The sequence below is a fragment of the Variovorax atrisoli genome, from assembly GCF_014195185.1.
Taxonomy (GTDB): Bacteria; Pseudomonadota; Gammaproteobacteria; order Burkholderiales; family Burkholderiaceae_C; genus Variovorax; species Variovorax atrisoli.
In genome coordinates, this window is record NZ_JACIBG010000001.1 from 341,302 (window position 1) to 356,972 (window position 15,671).

The window sequence follows — 15,671 nt, forward strand, 5'->3', positions numbered from 1 at the left end:
GATTCAAATGAAGGTTTACTACGACAAGGACGCTGACCTGAGCCTCATCAAGGGCAAGACGGTTGCAATCATCGGCTACGGCTCGCAGGGCCATGCGCACGCGCAGAACCTGAACGACAGCGGTGTGAAGGTCGTGGTCGGCCTGCGCAAGGGTGGCGCTTCCTGGCCCAAGGTCGAGAAGGCCGGCCTGAAGGTCGCCGAAGTGGCCGAGGCCGTGAAGGCCGCCGACGTGGTCATGATCCTGCTGCCCGACGAGCAGATCGCCAACGTCTACAAGAACGACGTCGCCCCGAACATCAAGGAAGGCGCTTCGCTGGTCTTCGCGCACGGCTTCAACGTGCACTACGGCTTCGTGCAGCCGCGCGCCGACCTCGACGTGTGGATGGTCGCTCCCAAGGCCCCGGGCCACACCGTGCGCAGCACGTACACCCAGGGTGGCGGCGTGCCCCACCTCGTGGCCGTGCACCAGGACAAGACCGGCAAGGCGCGCGACCTCGCGCTGAGCTACGCCACTGCCAACGGCGGCGGCAAGGCCGGCATCATCGAGACCAACTTCCGTGAAGAAACCGAGACCGACCTGTTCGGCGAACAAGCGGTTCTGTGCGGCGGCACGGTCGAGCTGATCAAGGCTGGTTTCGAAACGCTGGTGGAAGCCGGCTACGCGCCCGAAATGGCGTACTTCGAATGCCTGCACGAGCTGAAGCTGATCGTCGACCTGATCTATGAAGGCGGCATCGCCAACATGAACTACTCGATCTCGAACAACGCCGAGTACGGCGAGTACGTCACCGGCCCGCGTGTCGTGACCGAAGAGACCAAGAAGGTCATGAAGCAGGTCCTGAAGGACATCCAGACCGGCGAATACGCCAAGAGCTTCGTGCTGGAAAACGCCGCTGGCGCTCCCACGCTGATCAGCCGCCGCCGCCTGAATGCAGAGCACCAGATCGAAGTCGTCGGCGAGAAGCTGCGCGCGATGATGCCCTGGATCAAGAAGAACAAGCTGGTCGACCAGACCCGCAACTGATCTGCCAGCCAGGAGGGCGCTTCGGCGCCCGTTTCCCGAGGGCCACCCGTTGCGGTGGCCCTTTTGTTTGAAAGGGGACGACGCGGGCCCCTGAACTACACTGCGAACCATGCGATTCACAGATCAAGATGCTATCGAATGGATAGCTACCCACGCAGCACGCACGAGGGATGGAGGCAAATTCGATGCATGACGACACGCTTCCCGACGATGTGCCGCCGCGCAAGCGCCGCAAAGGCATCTACATCCTGCCGAACCTGTTCACGCTGGCGGCGCTGTTCGGCGGCTTCTATTCGGTCGTGATGGCCATGAACGCGCGCTTCGACCTCGCGGCGCTCGGCGTGTTCGCGGCGATGATCCTCGACAGCCTCGACGGCCGCGTTGCGCGCATGACCAATACGCAGAGCGCGTTCGGCGAGCAGATGGATTCGCTGTCCGACATGGTGTCGTTCGGCGCAGCGCCGGCGCTCATCGCCTACGAGTGGTCGCTCAAGGGGCTGGGCCGCTGGGGCTGGATCGCTGCCTTCGTCTATTGCGCATGCGCGGCGCTGCGCCTCGCGCGCTTCAACGTCAACACCGGCGTGGTCGACAAGCGCTGGTTCCAGGGGCTGCCTTCACCTGCAGCTGCTGCGCTCGTGGCGGGCTTCATCTGGCTGGTGAACGAGTGGGGCAAGCGCGGCGGCGAGGTGCTGTATCTCTCGTGGACGCAGATCACGTGGGTCACCTTCGCGTTCACTCTGTACGCGGGCCTCACGATGGTCACCAATGCGCCGTTCTACAGCTTCAAGGACATCCAGATGAAGAAGAGCGTGCCTTTCGCGGTGATCGTGCTGATCGCGCTGGGCATCGCCGTCATCAACATCCACCCGCCGACGGTGCTGTTCGGCCTGTTCGTCGTCTACGGCCTGAGCGGCTACGTGGTCTATGCCTGGCGCAAGGCCAAGGGCCAGCAGGCCAGCGTGATCAGCACCTCGACGGAGGAGCCCGACGAACGGGGCTTGCATAACTGAGCGTGGCTTGTGCTACATTCGACACCCTCATGAACAAGATTTCGCTTCTGGCCCTACTAGCCCTCCCTCACGGGCGGAGACGGTAGCGCACGCGCAAATCCCTCATCACGGCCCGTTCGCACCAGCAACGGGCCGTTTGTTTTTTGGGGTTGCTGGTCGATTACCAACCATCACAGAGAAATCGACATGCTCAAGCAACCTCAAAGCAAGTACCGCGCATTCGCCCCGATCGGCCTCAAGGACCGTACCTGGCCCGATGCCGTGCTGACCAAGGCGCCGATCTGGCTGTCGACAGACCTGCGCGATGGCAATCAGGCCCTGGTCGAACCCATGGACATCGCGCGCAAGATGCGCATGTTCGAAACCCTCGTGGCCATCGGCTTCAAGGAGATCGAGGTCGGCTTCCCCTCGGCTTCGCAGATCGAATTCGACTTCGTGCGCAAGCTCATCGAGGAAGACCGCATTCCCGACGACGTGACGATCCAGGTGCTGACGCAGGCGCGCGACCACCTCATCGCCCGCACCTTCGAAGCGCTGCAGGGCGCCCCGCGCGCGATCGTGCATCTCTACAACGCGGTTGCGCCCGTCATGCGCCGCGTGGTGCTCGGCATGGACGAGGACCAGATCGTCGAACTCGCCAGCAGCCACGCCCGCATGTTCAACGAGTTCGCTGCCAAGCAGCCTAACACGAAGTGGACCTTCCAATACTCGCCCGAGATGTTCTCGGGCACCGACGTCCACTTCTCCAAGCGCGTGGTCGATGCGGTGACCGAAGTCTGGGCGCCGACGCCCGAGCGCAAGTGCATCATCAACCTGCCCACCACGGTCGAGCACTCCACGCCGAACATCTTTGCCGACATGATCGAGTGGATGCACCGCAACCTCGCGCGCCGCGACTCCATCGTGCTGTGCGTGCATCCGCACAATGACCGTGGCACCGGCACGGCGGCGGGTGAACTGGCCTTGATGGCCGGCGCCGAGCGCATCGAAGGCTGCCTCTTCGGCAACGGCGAGCGCACCGGCAATCTCGACCTGGTGAACGTCGCGCTCAACCTCTATACCCAGGGCGTATCGCCGGAGCTCGACTTCTCGAACATCGACGAGATCCGCGCCACCGTCGAGCACTGCAACCAGATCCCGGTGCACCCGCGCCATCCGTACGTGGGCGACCTGGTCTACACCTCGTTCTCGGGCTCGCACCAGGACGCGATCAAGAAGGCCTTCGCGGCGCGCAAGGACGGCGACGTCTGGGAGATTCCGTACCTCCCGATCGACCCGAAGGACGTCGGCCGCAGCTACGAGGCGGTGATCCGCGTGAACAGCCAGTCGGGCAAGGGCGGCATGGCCTACCTCCTCGAGAGCGAGTACGGCATCGAGATGCCGCGCCGCCTGCAGATGGAGTTCATGCAGTCGGTGCAGCGTGTGATGGACGTGGCCGGCAAGGAGCTCACCGCGGCCGACCTCTGGCAGCTGTTCGTGCGCGAATACGGCATCGAGACCGCGCAGTCGCTGCCGCATCGCCTGATCGAGGAAAAGGGCGAGGGCGCAGAGGCTGCCGTGGCGATTCAGGCCGACGTGCAATGGGACGGCGAAGTCCGCGCCATCGAGGGCCGCGGCAACGGTCCCATCGACGCCTTCACGCAGGCGCTGAGCCAGGCCACGGGCCATTCCGTGCGCGTGATGGACTACCACCAGCATGCCATCGGCGCGGGTGCCGACGCGAAGTCGGTGGCCTACCTGGAGCTGCGCGTGGACGGCACGCACACGCTCTTCGGCGTGGGCGTGGACGCGAACGTGGTCACCGCTTCGCTGAAGGCGATCGTCTCGGGCGTGCAACGTGCGCGTACCCGGGGCGCGCACAGCGCACAATCGGTGGTTGAAGTCGCCTGACGCTGAAGCGCTGGTCCGGTCCGGACGCGCAGGAAAGGCGCGTACGAAGGAGAACCACGATGACCGACCAGCTGATCATTTTCGACACCACCCTGCGCGACGGCGAGCAATCGCCGGGCGCCTCGATGACGCGCGACGAGAAGATGCGCATCGCCAAGCTGCTGGAGCGGCTCAAGGTCGACGTCATCGAGGCGGGCTTTCCGGCCAGCTCGAACGGTGACTTCGAGGCGGTGAAGGCGATCGCCAACACGATCAAGGATTCAACGGTGTGCGGCCTCTCGCGCGCCAACGACCGCGACATCGGCCGAGCAGCCGAGGCCCTCAAGGGCGCGGCCCGCGGGCGGATCCACACCTTCATCGCCACCTCGCCGCTTCACATGGAAAAGAAGCTGCGCATGTCGCCCGAGGAGGTGCATGAACAGGCGAGACTGGCGGTGCGCTTCGCGCGCAACCAGATCGGCGACGTGGAATTCAGCCCCGAGGACGGCTATCGCAGCGACCCCGACTTCCTGTGCCGCGTGCTCGAAACCGTGATCGCCGAAGGCGCCACCACCATCAACGTGCCCGACACCGTCGGCTACGCCATCCCCGAGCTCTACGGCAACTTCATCAAGATGCTGCGTGAGCGCATTCCCAACAGCGACAAGGCGATCTGGTCGGTGCACTGCCACAACGACCTGGGCATGGCCGTGGCCAACTCGCTGGCCGGCGTGAAGATCGGCGGCGCGCGCCAGGTGGAGTGCACCATCAATGGCCTGGGCGAGCGCGCGGGCAACTGCTCGCTCGAGGAGGTCGTCATGGCGGTGAAGACCCGCAAGGACTACTTCGGGCTCGACCTGCGCATCGACACCCAGCACATCGTGGCCGCCAGCCGCATGGTCAGCCAGACCACCGGCTTCGTGGTGCAGCCCAACAAGGCGGTGGTGGGCGCCAACGCCTTCGCGCATGCCTCGGGCATCCACCAGGACGGCGTGCTGAAGGCGCGCGACACCTACGAGATCATGCGCGCGGAAGACGTGGGCTGGACCGCCAACAAGATCGTGCTGGGCAAGCTCAGCGGCCGCAACGCCTTCAAGCAGCGCCTGCAGGAGCTGGGTGTGGCCATGGACAGCGAAGGCGAGATCAACGCTGCCTTCCTGCGCTTCAAGGAACTGGCCGATCGGAAGTCCGAGATTTTCGACGAGGACATCCTCGCGCTCGTCAGCGCGGAGGAGGTGTCGAACGTTGGTGAGCAGTTTGCTTTCGTCTCTCTCTCCCAGCACAGCGAAACCGGCGAGCGCCCCCAGGCGAAAATCGTGTTCACCGTCCAGGGCAAGGAAGTCACCGGCGAATCCGACGGGAATGGCCCGGTTGATGCTTCCCTGAAGGCCATCGAGTCGCATGTCAAGAGTGGTGCCGAGATGGTTCTTTACTCTGTAAACGCCATCAGCGGCTCGACGGAAAGCCAGGGAGAAGTTACAGTCCGGTTACAAAACGCAGGGCGGGTAGTCAACGGTGTGGGTGCAGATCCGGACATCGTTGTCGCTTCGGCTAAGGCTTATTTGAGTGCGCTCAACAAGTTACAGAGCCAAGCTGAGAGAGTTGCGGCACAAGGTTAGGTTGTCGGGCGATCCTTGTTATTCGAATGAAGAAGAGGATGCAAGTAACTGATATTGCGTGTCTTTTTTGATTTCGATACACTGCGGTCCTCGTTTGTCGCCGCTGGAGATTTATTAATGCCTGAAGCCCGCCTAAGCCGAGTTTCCAGCCAGCGGTTCCTGCCCGCTTTCAAAGTCATCGCCGTCGCGCTCTGCGCCACGGCGTTTTTGCTGCCTGGCGCCCAGGCAGCAAAGAAGGAAAAGCCCGCCGCCAAGACCGCCGTCGCCGCCAAGAAGGCGAAGGGGCCTGTGCCCGTCGAAGTCAAGCGCAGCGCCGCTTCTTCGAAGACCGCCGTCGTCGCCAAGCGCGGCGGCCGTGCCGAAAAGGCCGAACGCGCCGAGAAGGTGGTTCGCGGCGGCCGCAACGTCGTCGCCACCATCCACAAGAAGAACGGCAAGACCGTGGTGGCCGTGCAGCGCCGCTCGGTGGTTCGCGTCGTGGAGGCTCCGCGCCAATCCTTCGGCCAGATGGCCGGCCTGCATGGAACCGAAGATGCGCTCGACCTGAAGTCGAGCGTTGCGCTGGTCATCGACCAGGACACCCACGAAGTTCTGCTCAGCAAGAACGACCACGCCGTGCTGCCGATCGCGTCGCTCACCAAGCTCATGACCGGCCTGCTCATCAGCGAGGCCCATCTGCCGAACGACGAACTCATCACCATCACCCAGGACGACGTCGACACCGAGAAGCGCAGCAGCTCGCGTCTGACCGTCGGTACCACGCTCTCGCGCGGCGAACTGCTGCACCTGGCGCTGATGTCGAGCGAGAACCGTGCAGCGCACGCGCTCGGCCGCACCTATCCGGGTGGCCTGGCGACCTTCGTGAGCATCATGAACGCCAAGGCCAAGATGCTCGGCATGAAGGACACGCGCTACGTGGAGCCCACCGGCCTGTCGAGCCGCAACCAGTCGAGTGCGCAGGACCTGGCTCTGCTGGTCAACGCCGCCTACGCCGATGCCACCGTGCGTTCGCTGTCGACCTCGCCTGAGTACCAGGTCGAAGTCGGCAACCGCGTGCTGCAGTTCAACACCACCAACCGTCTCGTGAAGAGCCCCGATTGGGAAATCGGCGTGCAGAAGACCGGCTACATCTCCGAGGCCGGCCAATGCCTCGTGATGCAGGCCCGGGTTGCCGGCCGCAAACTGATCATGGTGTTCCTGGATTCGGCCGGCAAGTTCAGCCGCATCGCCGATGCGGAGCGCGTGCGCCGCTGGGTGGAAGCCACGCATGCGGTCGGTTCGCCGGCAGCATCGTCGCGCAACGCTGCGTATCAGGTGGCTGGCTGATCAGGCAGATCCTGCCCCCAACGAAAAACAGGCCCTGCGAGGGCCTGTTTTGTTTTTGGCGGGCGGCGCGGCTGCTGCCGGTGCCAGGTCAAGCACCAGCGGAAGGTGAGGAGCTGGCGGAAGGAGAGGGCGTCGCCGACATGCCTTCCTTGAACCCCAGCGCGCCCGAGATCTCGTTGGCCGTGGCCTGCAGCTTGGGCAGCCAGCCTTCGTCCAACCTGTCGGCTGGCGCCGAGATCGACAAGCCGGCCACCAGCTTGCCCTGGTCGTCATAGATGCCTGCAGCCATGCATCGCACCCCCAGTTCCAGCTCTTCGTTGTCGCGGGCAATGCCGTACTGGCGTGCCTTCGACAGTTCGCGCTCCAGCGCGGGCAGCTGGGTGATGCTGTTGCGGGTGTGGCCGGCCAGCCCGGTGCGCGTGGCGTAGCTGCGCACCCGCTGCGGGTCGTCGGCTGCCAGGAACAGCTTGCCGGTCGAGGTCAGGTGCAGGGCGGCGCGGCCGCCAATGGCGCGCACCACCTGCATGCCGGAGCGCTCACTGTAGGAGCGCTCGATGTAGACGATCTCGTCGCCCTGGCGCATGCTGAGGTTGACGGGCTGCTGCGTCAGCTTGTGCAGCTCGCGCATCGGGCCCAGGGCTGCGTCGCGTACGTTGAGCCGGCCCTTGACCAGGTTGCCGAGCTCCAGCAGGCGCATGCCGAGCCGGTAGCTGCCTGCTTCGGGGCGGTCGACGAAGCGGCCGACGGCCAGGTCGTTGAGGATGCGGTGCGTGGTCGACGGGTGGAGCCCTGTCTTTTCGCTGATCTCCTTCAGCGAAATCGCGTCCTCGCGGGAGGCCAGGACGTCGATCAGCGCGAACATGCGCTCGATCACCTGGATCACGGGAACGGCGGGAATGTCGGATTGGTTTTTTCTCATGGCGCTCTGCGGTGATGACCGAGCGCCATTTTATCTTGTGAAATCGCCTGGTGCCTGCCAGCGGCCGTCCAACAACACTTCATGAGGGGAAAAGCGCGCCTTGTAGTTCATCTTGGGGCTGTGTTCGATCCAGTAGCCCAGATAGACGTGCGGCAACCCCAGCTTGCGGGCCTGCTCGATCTGCCAGAGCACGCTGTAGGTGCCGTAGCCGGCGCTCGAGTCGGGCTCGTAGAAGGTGTAGACGGCCGAGATGCCGTCGTTGAGCACGTCGAGGATCGACACCATCCTGAGCGCGCCAGCGCTGCCGTCGGGCAGGGTCTCGCGGAATTCCACCAGCCGCGAATTGACCCGGCTCTGCAGCAGGAACTGGGTGTACTGGTCGATGCTGTCGTGGTCCATGCCGCCGCCGGCGTGGCGGCCGTTCTGGTAGCGCAGGTAGAGCTGGTAGTGCTCCGGCATGAAGCACAGCTTGAGCACGCGGGCCTGCAGGTTGGCATGCTGCTTCACCGCCCGGCGCTGGCTGCGGTTGGGACGGAAGGAGTTGGCCAGCACGCGCAGCGGGATGCAGGCGCGGCAGCCATCGCAGTAGGGCCGGTAGGTGAACATGCCGCTGCGCCGGAAGCCGCTGAGCACCAGGTCGGAGTAGGCGTCGTTGTGGATCAGGTGGCTGGGCGTGGCCACTTGCGAGCGGGCTTGCCGGTCCGGCAGGTAGCTGCAGGGGTAGGGTGCAGTCGCATAGAACTGCAGTGTGTGGAGCGGGAGATCCTTGAGGTGCGTCACGTCAGGGAGGGAGGTCGCGCTGAAAGGAGTTCGGACCAGTATACGGGCTCGAATCGCCACCGTGGGCCCTGTTCCTGCCGTGCCCCTGCCACGTGCGCGACGAAGCGCTTGCGCGGCATTTCGCGGGCGCCGAGGCTCGCGAGGTGGGCGGTGTTCTGCTGGCAGTCGATCATCCGCACGCCGAAGTGGCGACAGAGCGACACCAGCGCCGCCAGCGCGATCTTCGATGCGTCCGGACGGCGGGTGAACATCGACTCGCCGAAGACCGCGCGACCCAGCGAAACGCAGTACAGGCCGCCCGCGAGCTCGCCGTCGATCCAGGTCTCGACGCTGTGGGCGTGGCCCGCGCGGTGCAAATCCGTATAGGCCGCCACCATGTCCGGCACGATCCAGGTGCCCGACTGGCCCACCCGCGGCGAGGCCGAGCAGGCCCTGATGACGGCCTCGAAACCGTGGTCGATGCGCACCTCGCAGCCGGGTGTTTCCACGAAGCGCGCCAGGGTCTTGCGCAGCGATCGGTGCAGCCTGAACTCGTTCACCTGCAGCACCATGCGCGGGTCGGGGCTCCACCACAGGATCGGCTGATCCTCGCTGAACCAGGGGAAGACGCAGTTGCCGTAGGCCTGCATCAAAGTATCGACGTCGAGCGCGCCGCCGGCGGCCAGCAGACCGGGTACCGGGTCGGCTGCTCCCCAGGCCGAAGCGGGGTCGGGCAGGGCATCTCCGGGTTCGAGCCAGGGCAGTTGTCGCATGTCCATAGGTATACACGGCTTCGCAAACATGGGGCCAGTCGGTGAAAATCGCGTCCGGTCGACATCGCCACCAGCAGTCGGCTCCTACGACCCGGCGCCACAAGACCCGCCGGAAACCCTATAGTGCACAGCTTGCATTTGCAGCATCAACGACCAGATCAGGCAGGCCCGAGCGAACGCCGGGGATAAGTACAAGAGGACAACGTTGACCACTGAACCCAATCCCACCCGCTTCGGCAGCGGCCAGGCAGTTCGCCGCCTCGAAGACGAAAGCCTTCTCTCGGGCGCCGGACGCTACACCGACGACGTCACGCTGCCTGAACAGGCGCACCTCGTCTTCCTCCGATCCTCGTATCCGCATGCGCGGATCGTTTCCGTCGACACCAGCGCCGCCGCCGCCATGCCCGGCGTGCTGCGCGTGATCACCGGCGCCGAGATGGCCGATGCCGGCGTCAAGCCCCTGCCGGGCGCCGCGGGGTTCAAGCGCGCGGACGGCAGCGACAGCGCCAGCCCGCCGCGCCGGGCCATCGCCCATGAGCGCACCCGTTTCGTCGGCGAGGTGGTGGCCGCGGTGGTGGCCGAGACCGTGCAGCAGGCGCGCGACGCGGCCGAAGCCATCATGGTCGACTATGAAGAGCTGCCCATGGTGGTCGACCTCGCCAGCGCCACCGCCGAGGGCGCGCCGCTTCTGTGCGAGGAGGCCACCGGCAACATCAGCGCAGAAATGCGCCACGGCAGCAGCGAGGCCGCCACGGCTGCCTTCGCCCGGGCCAGCCACGTGATCGCCCTCGACGTGATCAACCAGCGGGTGGTCGCCCTCACGATCGAGCCGCGTTCGGTGCTCGCTGCGCGCGACCCCAAGACCGGCCGCCTCACGATCCGCATGAGCACCCAGATGCCGTCCGGCGTGCGCGACGCCATCTGCGCCGCCATCGGCCTGCCGAAGGAGAAGGTGCGCGTCGTGGTGGGCGACGTCGGTGGCGGGTTCGGCATGAAGACCGGTGCCTATCCGGAGGACATCGCGGTCGCCTATGCGGCGCTGCAGGTGGACCGGCCGGTGAAATGGGTGGCCGACCGCAGCGAGGAGTTCCTCTCGAGCGCGCACGGCCGCGACATCGAGGCGCGTGCCGAGATGGCGCTCGACGCCGACGGCAGGATCCTCGCGCTGCGCATCAAGACGCTCGCCAACGTCGGCGCCTACGCCACCGGCACGGGCGTCGCGATCCAACTGCTCATCGGCCCCTGGGTACAGACCAGCGTCTACGACATCCAGACCATCGACTTCCATTTCAAGGCGGTGCTCACCAACACCGCGCCCACCGGCGCCTACCGCGGCGCGGGGCGCCCCGAAGCCATCTTCACCATCGAGCGGCTCATGGACGAGGCCGCGCGGCAGACCGGCATCGACCGCGTCGCGCTGCGCCGGCGCAACTTCATCCGCCCGGAGCAGATGCCGTACAAGAACCCGATGGCGCAGACCTATGACACCGGCAACTTCGAGTCGGTGATGGACCAGGCGCTCACGCTCGCGGACTGGCAGGGCTTCGAGGCCCGCGCCGCCGAGTCGGCCGGCCGGGGCAAGCACCGCGGCCTGGGCATCGCTACCTTCCTGGAGTGGACGGGCGGCAACGTCTTCGAGGAGCGCGTCACCGTCTCGGTGCAGGCCGATGGCGTGATCGAGGTTTTCTCGGCCGTCAACGCCATGGGGCAGGGCATCGCCACCTCGCTGGCCCAACTCGCTGTGGACGCCTTCGGCGTGCCTATCGAGAAGGTCCGCGTAGTGCTCGGCGACACCGACCGCGGCGACGGCTTCGGCAGCGCCGGCTCGCGCTCTCTCTTCACCGGCGGCTCGGCCGTGCGCATCGGCGCCGAGCGCACCATCGACAAGGCGCGCGAACTCGCAGCGCAGGAGTTCGAGGCCTCGCTCGACGACATCGTCTACAGCCGCGGCGTGTTCAACGTGGCCGGCACCGACCTCGAGCTCGACCTGTTCACGCTGGCGGCGAAGCAGCCCGGGCGCGAGATCTTCGTCGACTCCACCAGCACCGTGGCGGGCCCCACTTGGCCCAACGGCTGCCACATCTGCGAGATCGAGATCGATCCGCCCACCGGCGAGATCAGCGTGGTGGCCTACAGCTCGGTCAACGACGTGGGCCGCGTGATCAATCCGATGATCGTGCGCGGCCAGCTCGAGGGCGGCGCTGTGCAGGGCATCGGCCAGGCGCTGTACGAGCAGGTGGTGTACGACCACGAGACCGGCCAGCCTGTCACCGGCAGCCTGATGGACTACGCGGCGCCGCGCGCGGACATCGTCGACACCATGTTCAACATGGAGATGGACGAGTCCACGCCCTGCAAGAACAACCCGCTGGGCGTGAAGGGCGTGGGCGAGCTGGGCACCATCGGCGCCACGCCGGCCATCGTGAACGCGGTGGCCGATGCCTTCGCGCGCAACGGCCTCGCCACGCGCGCGCCGCGCCTGCACATGCCGTTGAGCCCCGCACGCGTCTGGCAGGCGATGCAAACGGTCGATTGAGCAATCGTTTTCGTGGGGCACGAGGGCGTCGGCCATGCTTGTCACCAACGAAGTACAGACCGACGCAATCCGCATCGCCAGCTACCGCTGCGATGCGGGTCCCGACGCGCAGCCTTTCACCGAAATGCACGAAGGCTATTCGGTCTCGTACGTGCGCAAGGGCAGCTTCGGCTATCGCACGCGCGGCAATGCCTATGAACTGGTCGCCGGCTCGGTGCTGGTCGGCTGCCCGGGCGACGAGTACGTCTGCACGCACGACCACCACGTCTGCGGCGACGAGTGCCTGGCCTTTCACCTCTCGCCGGGCTTCGTCGACCTGATCGGCGGCCACGGCAAGACCTGGCGCGCCGGCGGTGTGCCGCCGCTGGCGGAACTGGTGGTCATCGGCGAACTGGCCCAGGCCGCGGCCGACGGGCAAAGCGACGTGGGGCTGGACGAGCTGGGCATGTGGTTCGCGAGCCGCTTCGTCGAGGTCGTCTCGGGCCGGGCGAAGCCGAAGCTGCCTTCGTCGGCCATCTCCCGCGACCGCCGCCGCGCGGTCGACGCCGCGATGTGGATCGACGCCAACCTGCAGCACGACATCGGCCTCGACGGCGCCGCTGCCGAAGCCGGCCTGAGCTCCTTCCACTTCCTGCGGCTGTTCTCGCAGGTGCTGGGCGTCACGCCGCACCAGTACCTCGTGCGCTCGCGCCTGCGGCGCGCCGCGCGGCTGCTGGCCGAAAACGATCACCGGCCGGTGACCGAGGTCGCGCTGGACGTGGGCTTTGCCGATCTGAGCAACTTCGTGCGCACCTTCCATCGGGCTGCAGGGGTGTCGCCCGGCGGCTTCCGCAGGGCGGCAAAGGGCGATCGCAAGATTCTCCAAGAGCGGATCGCGGCGCTCTTCGATGATGGACTCCTGATCAACACATCGAGCAGGAAACCATCATGTACGACCACATCGGACTGAAAGTCGCGGACCTCGCCGCGAGCCGCCGCTTCTACGAGGCCGCGCTCGCGCCGCTGGGCCACGTGCCGGGCCCGCACGACGACAGCTACGCCGGCATCGGCCCTGCGGACGAGCCGGCACTGTGGCTCTATGCCGCCAAGGGCGCGGCAAAAGGGCCGGGCACCCATATCGCCTTCCGCGCACCCAGCCACGAGGCCGTGGCCGCCTTCCACAAGGCAGGCCTGCAAGCCGGAGGCACCGACAACGGCGGTGCAGGCCCGAGGCCGGACTACAGCCCGACCTATTACGCGGCCTTCCTGATCGATCCCGACGGCAACAACGTCGAGGCGGTCTGCCCCTGAACGAGAGGAGCGGCACCATGGCAACGGTCTACAAGGAATTCGTCGTCGAGGCAGGCGCAGCGCAGGTCTGGGATGCGCTTCGGGATTTCAACGCCGTGCACACGCGGCTCGCGCCGGGTTTTCTCACGGCCTGCACGATCGACGCGGAGGGCGCCCGCATCCTGACCTTCGCCAACGGCCTCGTTGCGCGAGAGGTGCTGGTGGGCATCGACGAAGCGCATCGCCGGCTGGCCTACACCGTCTCAGGCGGCAAGGCGACGCATCACCATGCGACGGCGCAGGTGTTCGAGGAAGGCGAGGGCCGCTCTCGCTTCGTCTGGATCACCGACGTATTGCCCGACGCCATGGCTGCCTACATCGCACCGATGATGGAGCAGGGCGGGGCGGCCATGAAGGCCGCGCTGGAAGGCCGGCCTGTTGCGGCCAAGGCTACGGCTGCGGCCTAGAAGTCTTCGAGCGGCAGCCCGACGTAGTTCTCCGCCAGCGCGGTGGAGGCTGCGGTCGAGTGCACGAGGTAGTCGAGCTCCGCCTCCTGGATCTTCTGCCCGAAGGCGCCCGTCTCGGGAAAGCGGTGCATCAGCGAAGTGAACCACCACGAGAAGCGCTCGGCCTTCCAGACGCGGCGCAGGCACAGGTCGGAGTAGCGGTCGAGCGCCGAGGCCGACTTCTCGCCGTAGAAGATTTCGAAGGCGCGCGAGAGATACCCCACGTCGGCGGTGGCGAGGTTCAGGCCCTTGGCGCCGGTCGGCGGCACGATGTGCGCCGCGTCGCCCGCCAGGAAGAGGGAGCCAAAGCGCATCGGCTCCGCGACGAAGCTGCGCAGCGGCGCGATGCTCTTTTCCAGCGAAGGGCCAGTCACCAGGCGCTCGCGCGCCTCGGGGTCGAGCCGCTCGCGCAGCTCGTTCCAGAAGGCCTCGTCGCTCCAGTTCTCCACCCGCTCCTCGGTCGGCACCTGCACGTAGTAGCGGCTGCGCGTGGCGCTGCGCATGCTGCACAGCGCGAAGCCGCGCGCGGTGTTGGCATAGATGAGTTCGTGCGAAACCGGCGGCACGTCGGCCAGCACGCCGAGCCAGCCGAAGGGGTAGATCTTCTCGTAGGTCTGGATCGCGTCGGCCGGCACGCTGGCGCGGCTCACGCCGTGGTAGCCGTCGCAGCCGGCGATGAAGTCGCATTCGATCTCGTGCGTCTGGCCGTCCTTCTCGTAGCGCACGCGCGGCTTGCCCGACTGGAAGTCGTGCAGGCTCACGTTGGCCGCGCTGTAGATGGTGGTCAGGCCCTCGGCCGCGCGCGCTTCCATCAGGTCGCGCGTCACTTCGGTCTGGCCGTACACCGTCACCTGCTTGCCGCCGGTGAGGCCGTGCATGTCGATGCGGTGGCGCGCGCCCTTGAAGAGCAGCTCGATGCCCTCGTGCGGCAGGCCCTCGGCCTTGGCGCGGGCGTCGACGCCGGCACGCGCCAGCAGGTCCATGGTGACCTGTTCCAGCACGCCGGCGCGGATGCGGCCGAGCACGTAGTCGCCGCTCTGGCGTTCGACGATGACGTTGTCGATGCCTGCCTTGTACAGAAGCTGACCGAGCAGCAGGCCGGCGGGACCGGCTCCGATGATGGCGACCTGGGTGCGCATGTGGGTGTCTCCGAAAGGGTTTCGCGGAGCGTAGGGCGCGCGGGGCGTTCCGTGGAGGCCGCTTGCGCGGCTGTGTGCGATCATGCGAATGCGTGCGCGATCATCGCGCAACACTTCCACAGACGACGAACCATCCCGCCGAATGAGCATCGCCAAGGCCGACTTCATCGAGGGCATCGCCAAGGGCATGGCCGTGCTCGAAAGCTTCGACACCGAGCGCCAGCGCCTGAACGCCACGCTGGCCGCCGAGCGCGCCGGCCTCACGCGCGCCGCTGCCCGCCGCCACCTGCTGACGCTGGCCCACCTGGGCTACCTGGAGACCGACGGCAGCTATTTCTGGATGGCGCCGAAGGTGCTTCGCTTCTCGGGCAGCTATCTCGCCTCGTCGCGCCTGCCGCGCGCGCTGCAGCCGACGCTGAACCGGCTCGCGGCGCAGACCGGCGAGTCTTTCTCGGCCGTGGTGCTCGATGGCGAGGAGGTCGTCATCGTTGCGCGCAGCGGCACCTACGGCACGCCGACCCGGGTGCTCGCCTACGGCCTGCACCTGGGCGCGCGGCTGCCCGCGCATGCCACCTCCACCGGGCGCGTGCTGCTGGCGGCGATGGCGCCGACCCAGTTCACGCAATGGCTCAAGGGCCGGCACCTGGCGCGGCTCACGCCCCGCACGGTGACGCAGGCACGGGGCCTGCGGCAGCTGATCGCCCGCACGCGCAAGGACGACTACTGCTTCGCCAGCGAGGAACACGAGCTGGGTGTGCAGGCGCTGGCCGTGCCGCTGCGCGACATGCAGGGCCGCACGGTGGCGGCGCTCAACGTGGTGCTCTCGGGCACGCGCTACCAGGAGGAGACACTGCAGCGCGAGATGCTGCCGCTGCTCTTCGAAGCCGCGCGCGAAGTCCGGTCTCTGCTCTGAGCGCCGGCC

At 66.6% G+C, this 15,671-nt stretch carries 14 protein-coding genes; 10 read left to right on the forward strand and 4 right to left on the reverse strand.

Features of this window, described 5'->3' with window-relative positions; translation table 11 throughout:
* Window positions 1-7: 7 nt before the first annotated feature.
* The 5 genes from ilvC (at window position 8) to FHY06_RS01750 (ending at window position 6,848) form a co-directional block, all read left to right on the forward strand.
* Entirely contained in the window at window positions 8-1,024 is a 1,017-nt protein-coding gene (gene ilvC / locus FHY06_RS01730; RefSeq protein ID WP_019652982.1) for a ketol-acid reductoisomerase, read from the forward strand.
* A gap of 185 nt (window positions 1,025-1,209) precedes the next feature.
* Window positions 1,210-2,034 (forward strand): CDP-diacylglycerol--serine O-phosphatidyltransferase, encoded by an 825-nt coding sequence (pssA, locus tag FHY06_RS01735; RefSeq protein WP_019652981.1) that lies wholly within the window; start codon window positions 1,210-1,212, stop codon window positions 2,032-2,034.
* Window positions 2,035-2,220: 186 nt separating this feature from the next.
* Window positions 2,221-3,924 (forward strand): 2-isopropylmalate synthase, encoded by a 1,704-nt coding sequence (gene leuA / locus FHY06_RS01740; RefSeq protein ID WP_132799858.1) that lies wholly within the window; start codon window positions 2,221-2,223, stop codon window positions 3,922-3,924.
* A gap of 59 nt (window positions 3,925-3,983) precedes the next feature.
* Window positions 3,984-5,522, forward strand: a complete 1,539-nt coding sequence (locus FHY06_RS01745) for a 2-isopropylmalate synthase (protein WP_019652979.1) — start codon at window positions 3,984-3,986, stop codon at window positions 5,520-5,522.
* A gap of 117 nt (window positions 5,523-5,639) precedes the next feature.
* Window positions 5,640-6,848, forward strand: coding sequence for a serine hydrolase (locus FHY06_RS01750; RefSeq protein ID WP_184603038.1), 1,209 nt, complete (start codon window positions 5,640-5,642; stop codon window positions 6,846-6,848).
* 88 nt (window positions 6,849-6,936) lie between these two features.
* Here FHY06_RS01750 and FHY06_RS01755 read toward each other — a convergent pair whose 3' ends face one another.
* From FHY06_RS01755 to aat, 3 genes are read right to left on the reverse strand one after another with little or no spacing between them, the layout of a single operon-like run.
* On the reverse strand, window positions 6,937-7,767 hold the full coding sequence (locus tag FHY06_RS01755; RefSeq protein WP_019652977.1) for an IclR family transcriptional regulator: 831 nt from the start codon (window positions 7,765-7,767) through the stop codon (window positions 6,937-6,939).
* Window positions 7,768-7,797: 30 nt separating this feature from the next.
* The gene (locus FHY06_RS01760) at window positions 7,798-8,547 is read right to left on the reverse strand and encodes an arginyltransferase (protein ID WP_019652976.1); all 750 of its coding nucleotides are present in this window, start codon (window positions 8,545-8,547) and stop codon (window positions 7,798-7,800) included.
* Window positions 8,544-9,299, reverse strand: a complete 756-nt coding sequence (aat, locus tag FHY06_RS01765) for a leucyl/phenylalanyl-tRNA--protein transferase (RefSeq protein ID WP_184603041.1) — start codon at window positions 9,297-9,299, stop codon at window positions 8,544-8,546. Before aat ends, FHY06_RS01760 begins: the two co-directional genes overlap by 4 nt.
* Before the next feature lie 205 nt (window positions 9,300-9,504).
* Between aat and FHY06_RS01770 the strand changes: the two genes are divergently transcribed.
* The 4 genes from FHY06_RS01770 to FHY06_RS01785 are packed head-to-tail and all read left to right on the forward strand — an operon-like array spanning window position 9,505 to window position 13,571.
* Entirely contained in the window at window positions 9,505-11,835 is a 2,331-nt protein-coding gene (locus FHY06_RS01770; RefSeq protein ID WP_126184261.1) for a xanthine dehydrogenase family protein molybdopterin-binding subunit, read from the forward strand.
* A gap of 34 nt (window positions 11,836-11,869) precedes the next feature.
* Window positions 11,870-12,784, forward strand: coding sequence for a helix-turn-helix domain-containing protein (locus FHY06_RS01775; RefSeq protein ID WP_184603043.1), 915 nt, complete (start codon window positions 11,870-11,872; stop codon window positions 12,782-12,784).
* A complete protein-coding gene (locus tag FHY06_RS01780) occupies window positions 12,763-13,125 on the forward strand; it encodes a VOC family protein (protein WP_019652972.1) in 363 nt (120 codons plus the stop codon). The genes FHY06_RS01775 and FHY06_RS01780 overlap by 22 nt, the downstream gene beginning before the upstream one ends.
* A 17-nt stretch (window positions 13,126-13,142) precedes the next feature.
* Window positions 13,143-13,571: an SRPBCC family protein gene (locus tag FHY06_RS01785; RefSeq protein ID WP_132750837.1), complete on the forward strand. Its 429-nt coding sequence runs from the start codon at window positions 13,143-13,145 to the stop codon at window positions 13,569-13,571.
* On the opposite strand, the gene pobA is transcribed toward FHY06_RS01785, so the two are convergent.
* Complete coding sequence (gene pobA / locus FHY06_RS01790; protein WP_184603045.1) at window positions 13,568-14,749, reverse strand: 4-hydroxybenzoate 3-monooxygenase; 1,182 nt, start codon at window positions 14,747-14,749, stop codon at window positions 13,568-13,570. The genes FHY06_RS01785 and pobA overlap by 4 nt on opposite strands.
* A 142-nt stretch (window positions 14,750-14,891) precedes the next feature.
* Between pobA and FHY06_RS01795 the strand changes: the two genes are divergently transcribed.
* Window positions 14,892-15,662, forward strand: coding sequence for an IclR family transcriptional regulator domain-containing protein (locus FHY06_RS01795; RefSeq protein ID WP_132750839.1), 771 nt, complete (start codon window positions 14,892-14,894; stop codon window positions 15,660-15,662).
* Window positions 15,663-15,671 lie beyond the last annotated feature (9 nt).

What these genes read in the sequence shown, in the direction of transcription:
- FHY06_RS01755 (WP_019652977.1), bottom strand. Translation starts at nt 7,767, where the DNA reads ATGAGAAAAAACCAATCCGACATTCCCGCCGTTCCCGTGATCCAGGTG.
- pssA (WP_019652981.1), top strand. Translation starts at nt 1,210, where the DNA reads ATGCATGACGACACGCTTCCCGACGATGTGCCGCCGCGCAAGCGCCGC.
- FHY06_RS01795 (WP_132750839.1), top strand. Translation starts at nt 14,892, where the DNA reads ATGAGCATCGCCAAGGCCGACTTCATCGAGGGCATCGCCAAGGGCATG.
- aat (WP_184603041.1), bottom strand. Translation starts at nt 9,299, where the DNA reads ATGCGACAACTGCCCTGGCTCGAACCCGGAGATGCCCTGCCCGACCCC.
- FHY06_RS01750 (WP_184603038.1), top strand. Translation starts at nt 5,640, where the DNA reads ATGCCTGAAGCCCGCCTAAGCCGAGTTTCCAGCCAGCGGTTCCTGCCC.
- leuA (WP_132799858.1), top strand. Translation starts at nt 2,221, where the DNA reads ATGCTCAAGCAACCTCAAAGCAAGTACCGCGCATTCGCCCCGATCGGC.
- FHY06_RS01745 (WP_019652979.1), top strand. Translation starts at nt 3,984, where the DNA reads ATGACCGACCAGCTGATCATTTTCGACACCACCCTGCGCGACGGCGAG.
- FHY06_RS01785 (WP_132750837.1), top strand. Translation starts at nt 13,143, where the DNA reads ATGGCAACGGTCTACAAGGAATTCGTCGTCGAGGCAGGCGCAGCGCAG.
- FHY06_RS01780 (WP_019652972.1), top strand. Translation starts at nt 12,763, where the DNA reads ATGTACGACCACATCGGACTGAAAGTCGCGGACCTCGCCGCGAGCCGC.
- ilvC (WP_019652982.1), top strand. Translation starts at nt 8, where the DNA reads ATGAAGGTTTACTACGACAAGGACGCTGACCTGAGCCTCATCAAGGGC.
- FHY06_RS01775 (WP_184603043.1), top strand. Translation starts at nt 11,870, where the DNA reads ATGCTTGTCACCAACGAAGTACAGACCGACGCAATCCGCATCGCCAGC.
- pobA (WP_184603045.1), bottom strand. Translation starts at nt 14,749, where the DNA reads ATGCGCACCCAGGTCGCCATCATCGGAGCCGGTCCCGCCGGCCTGCTG.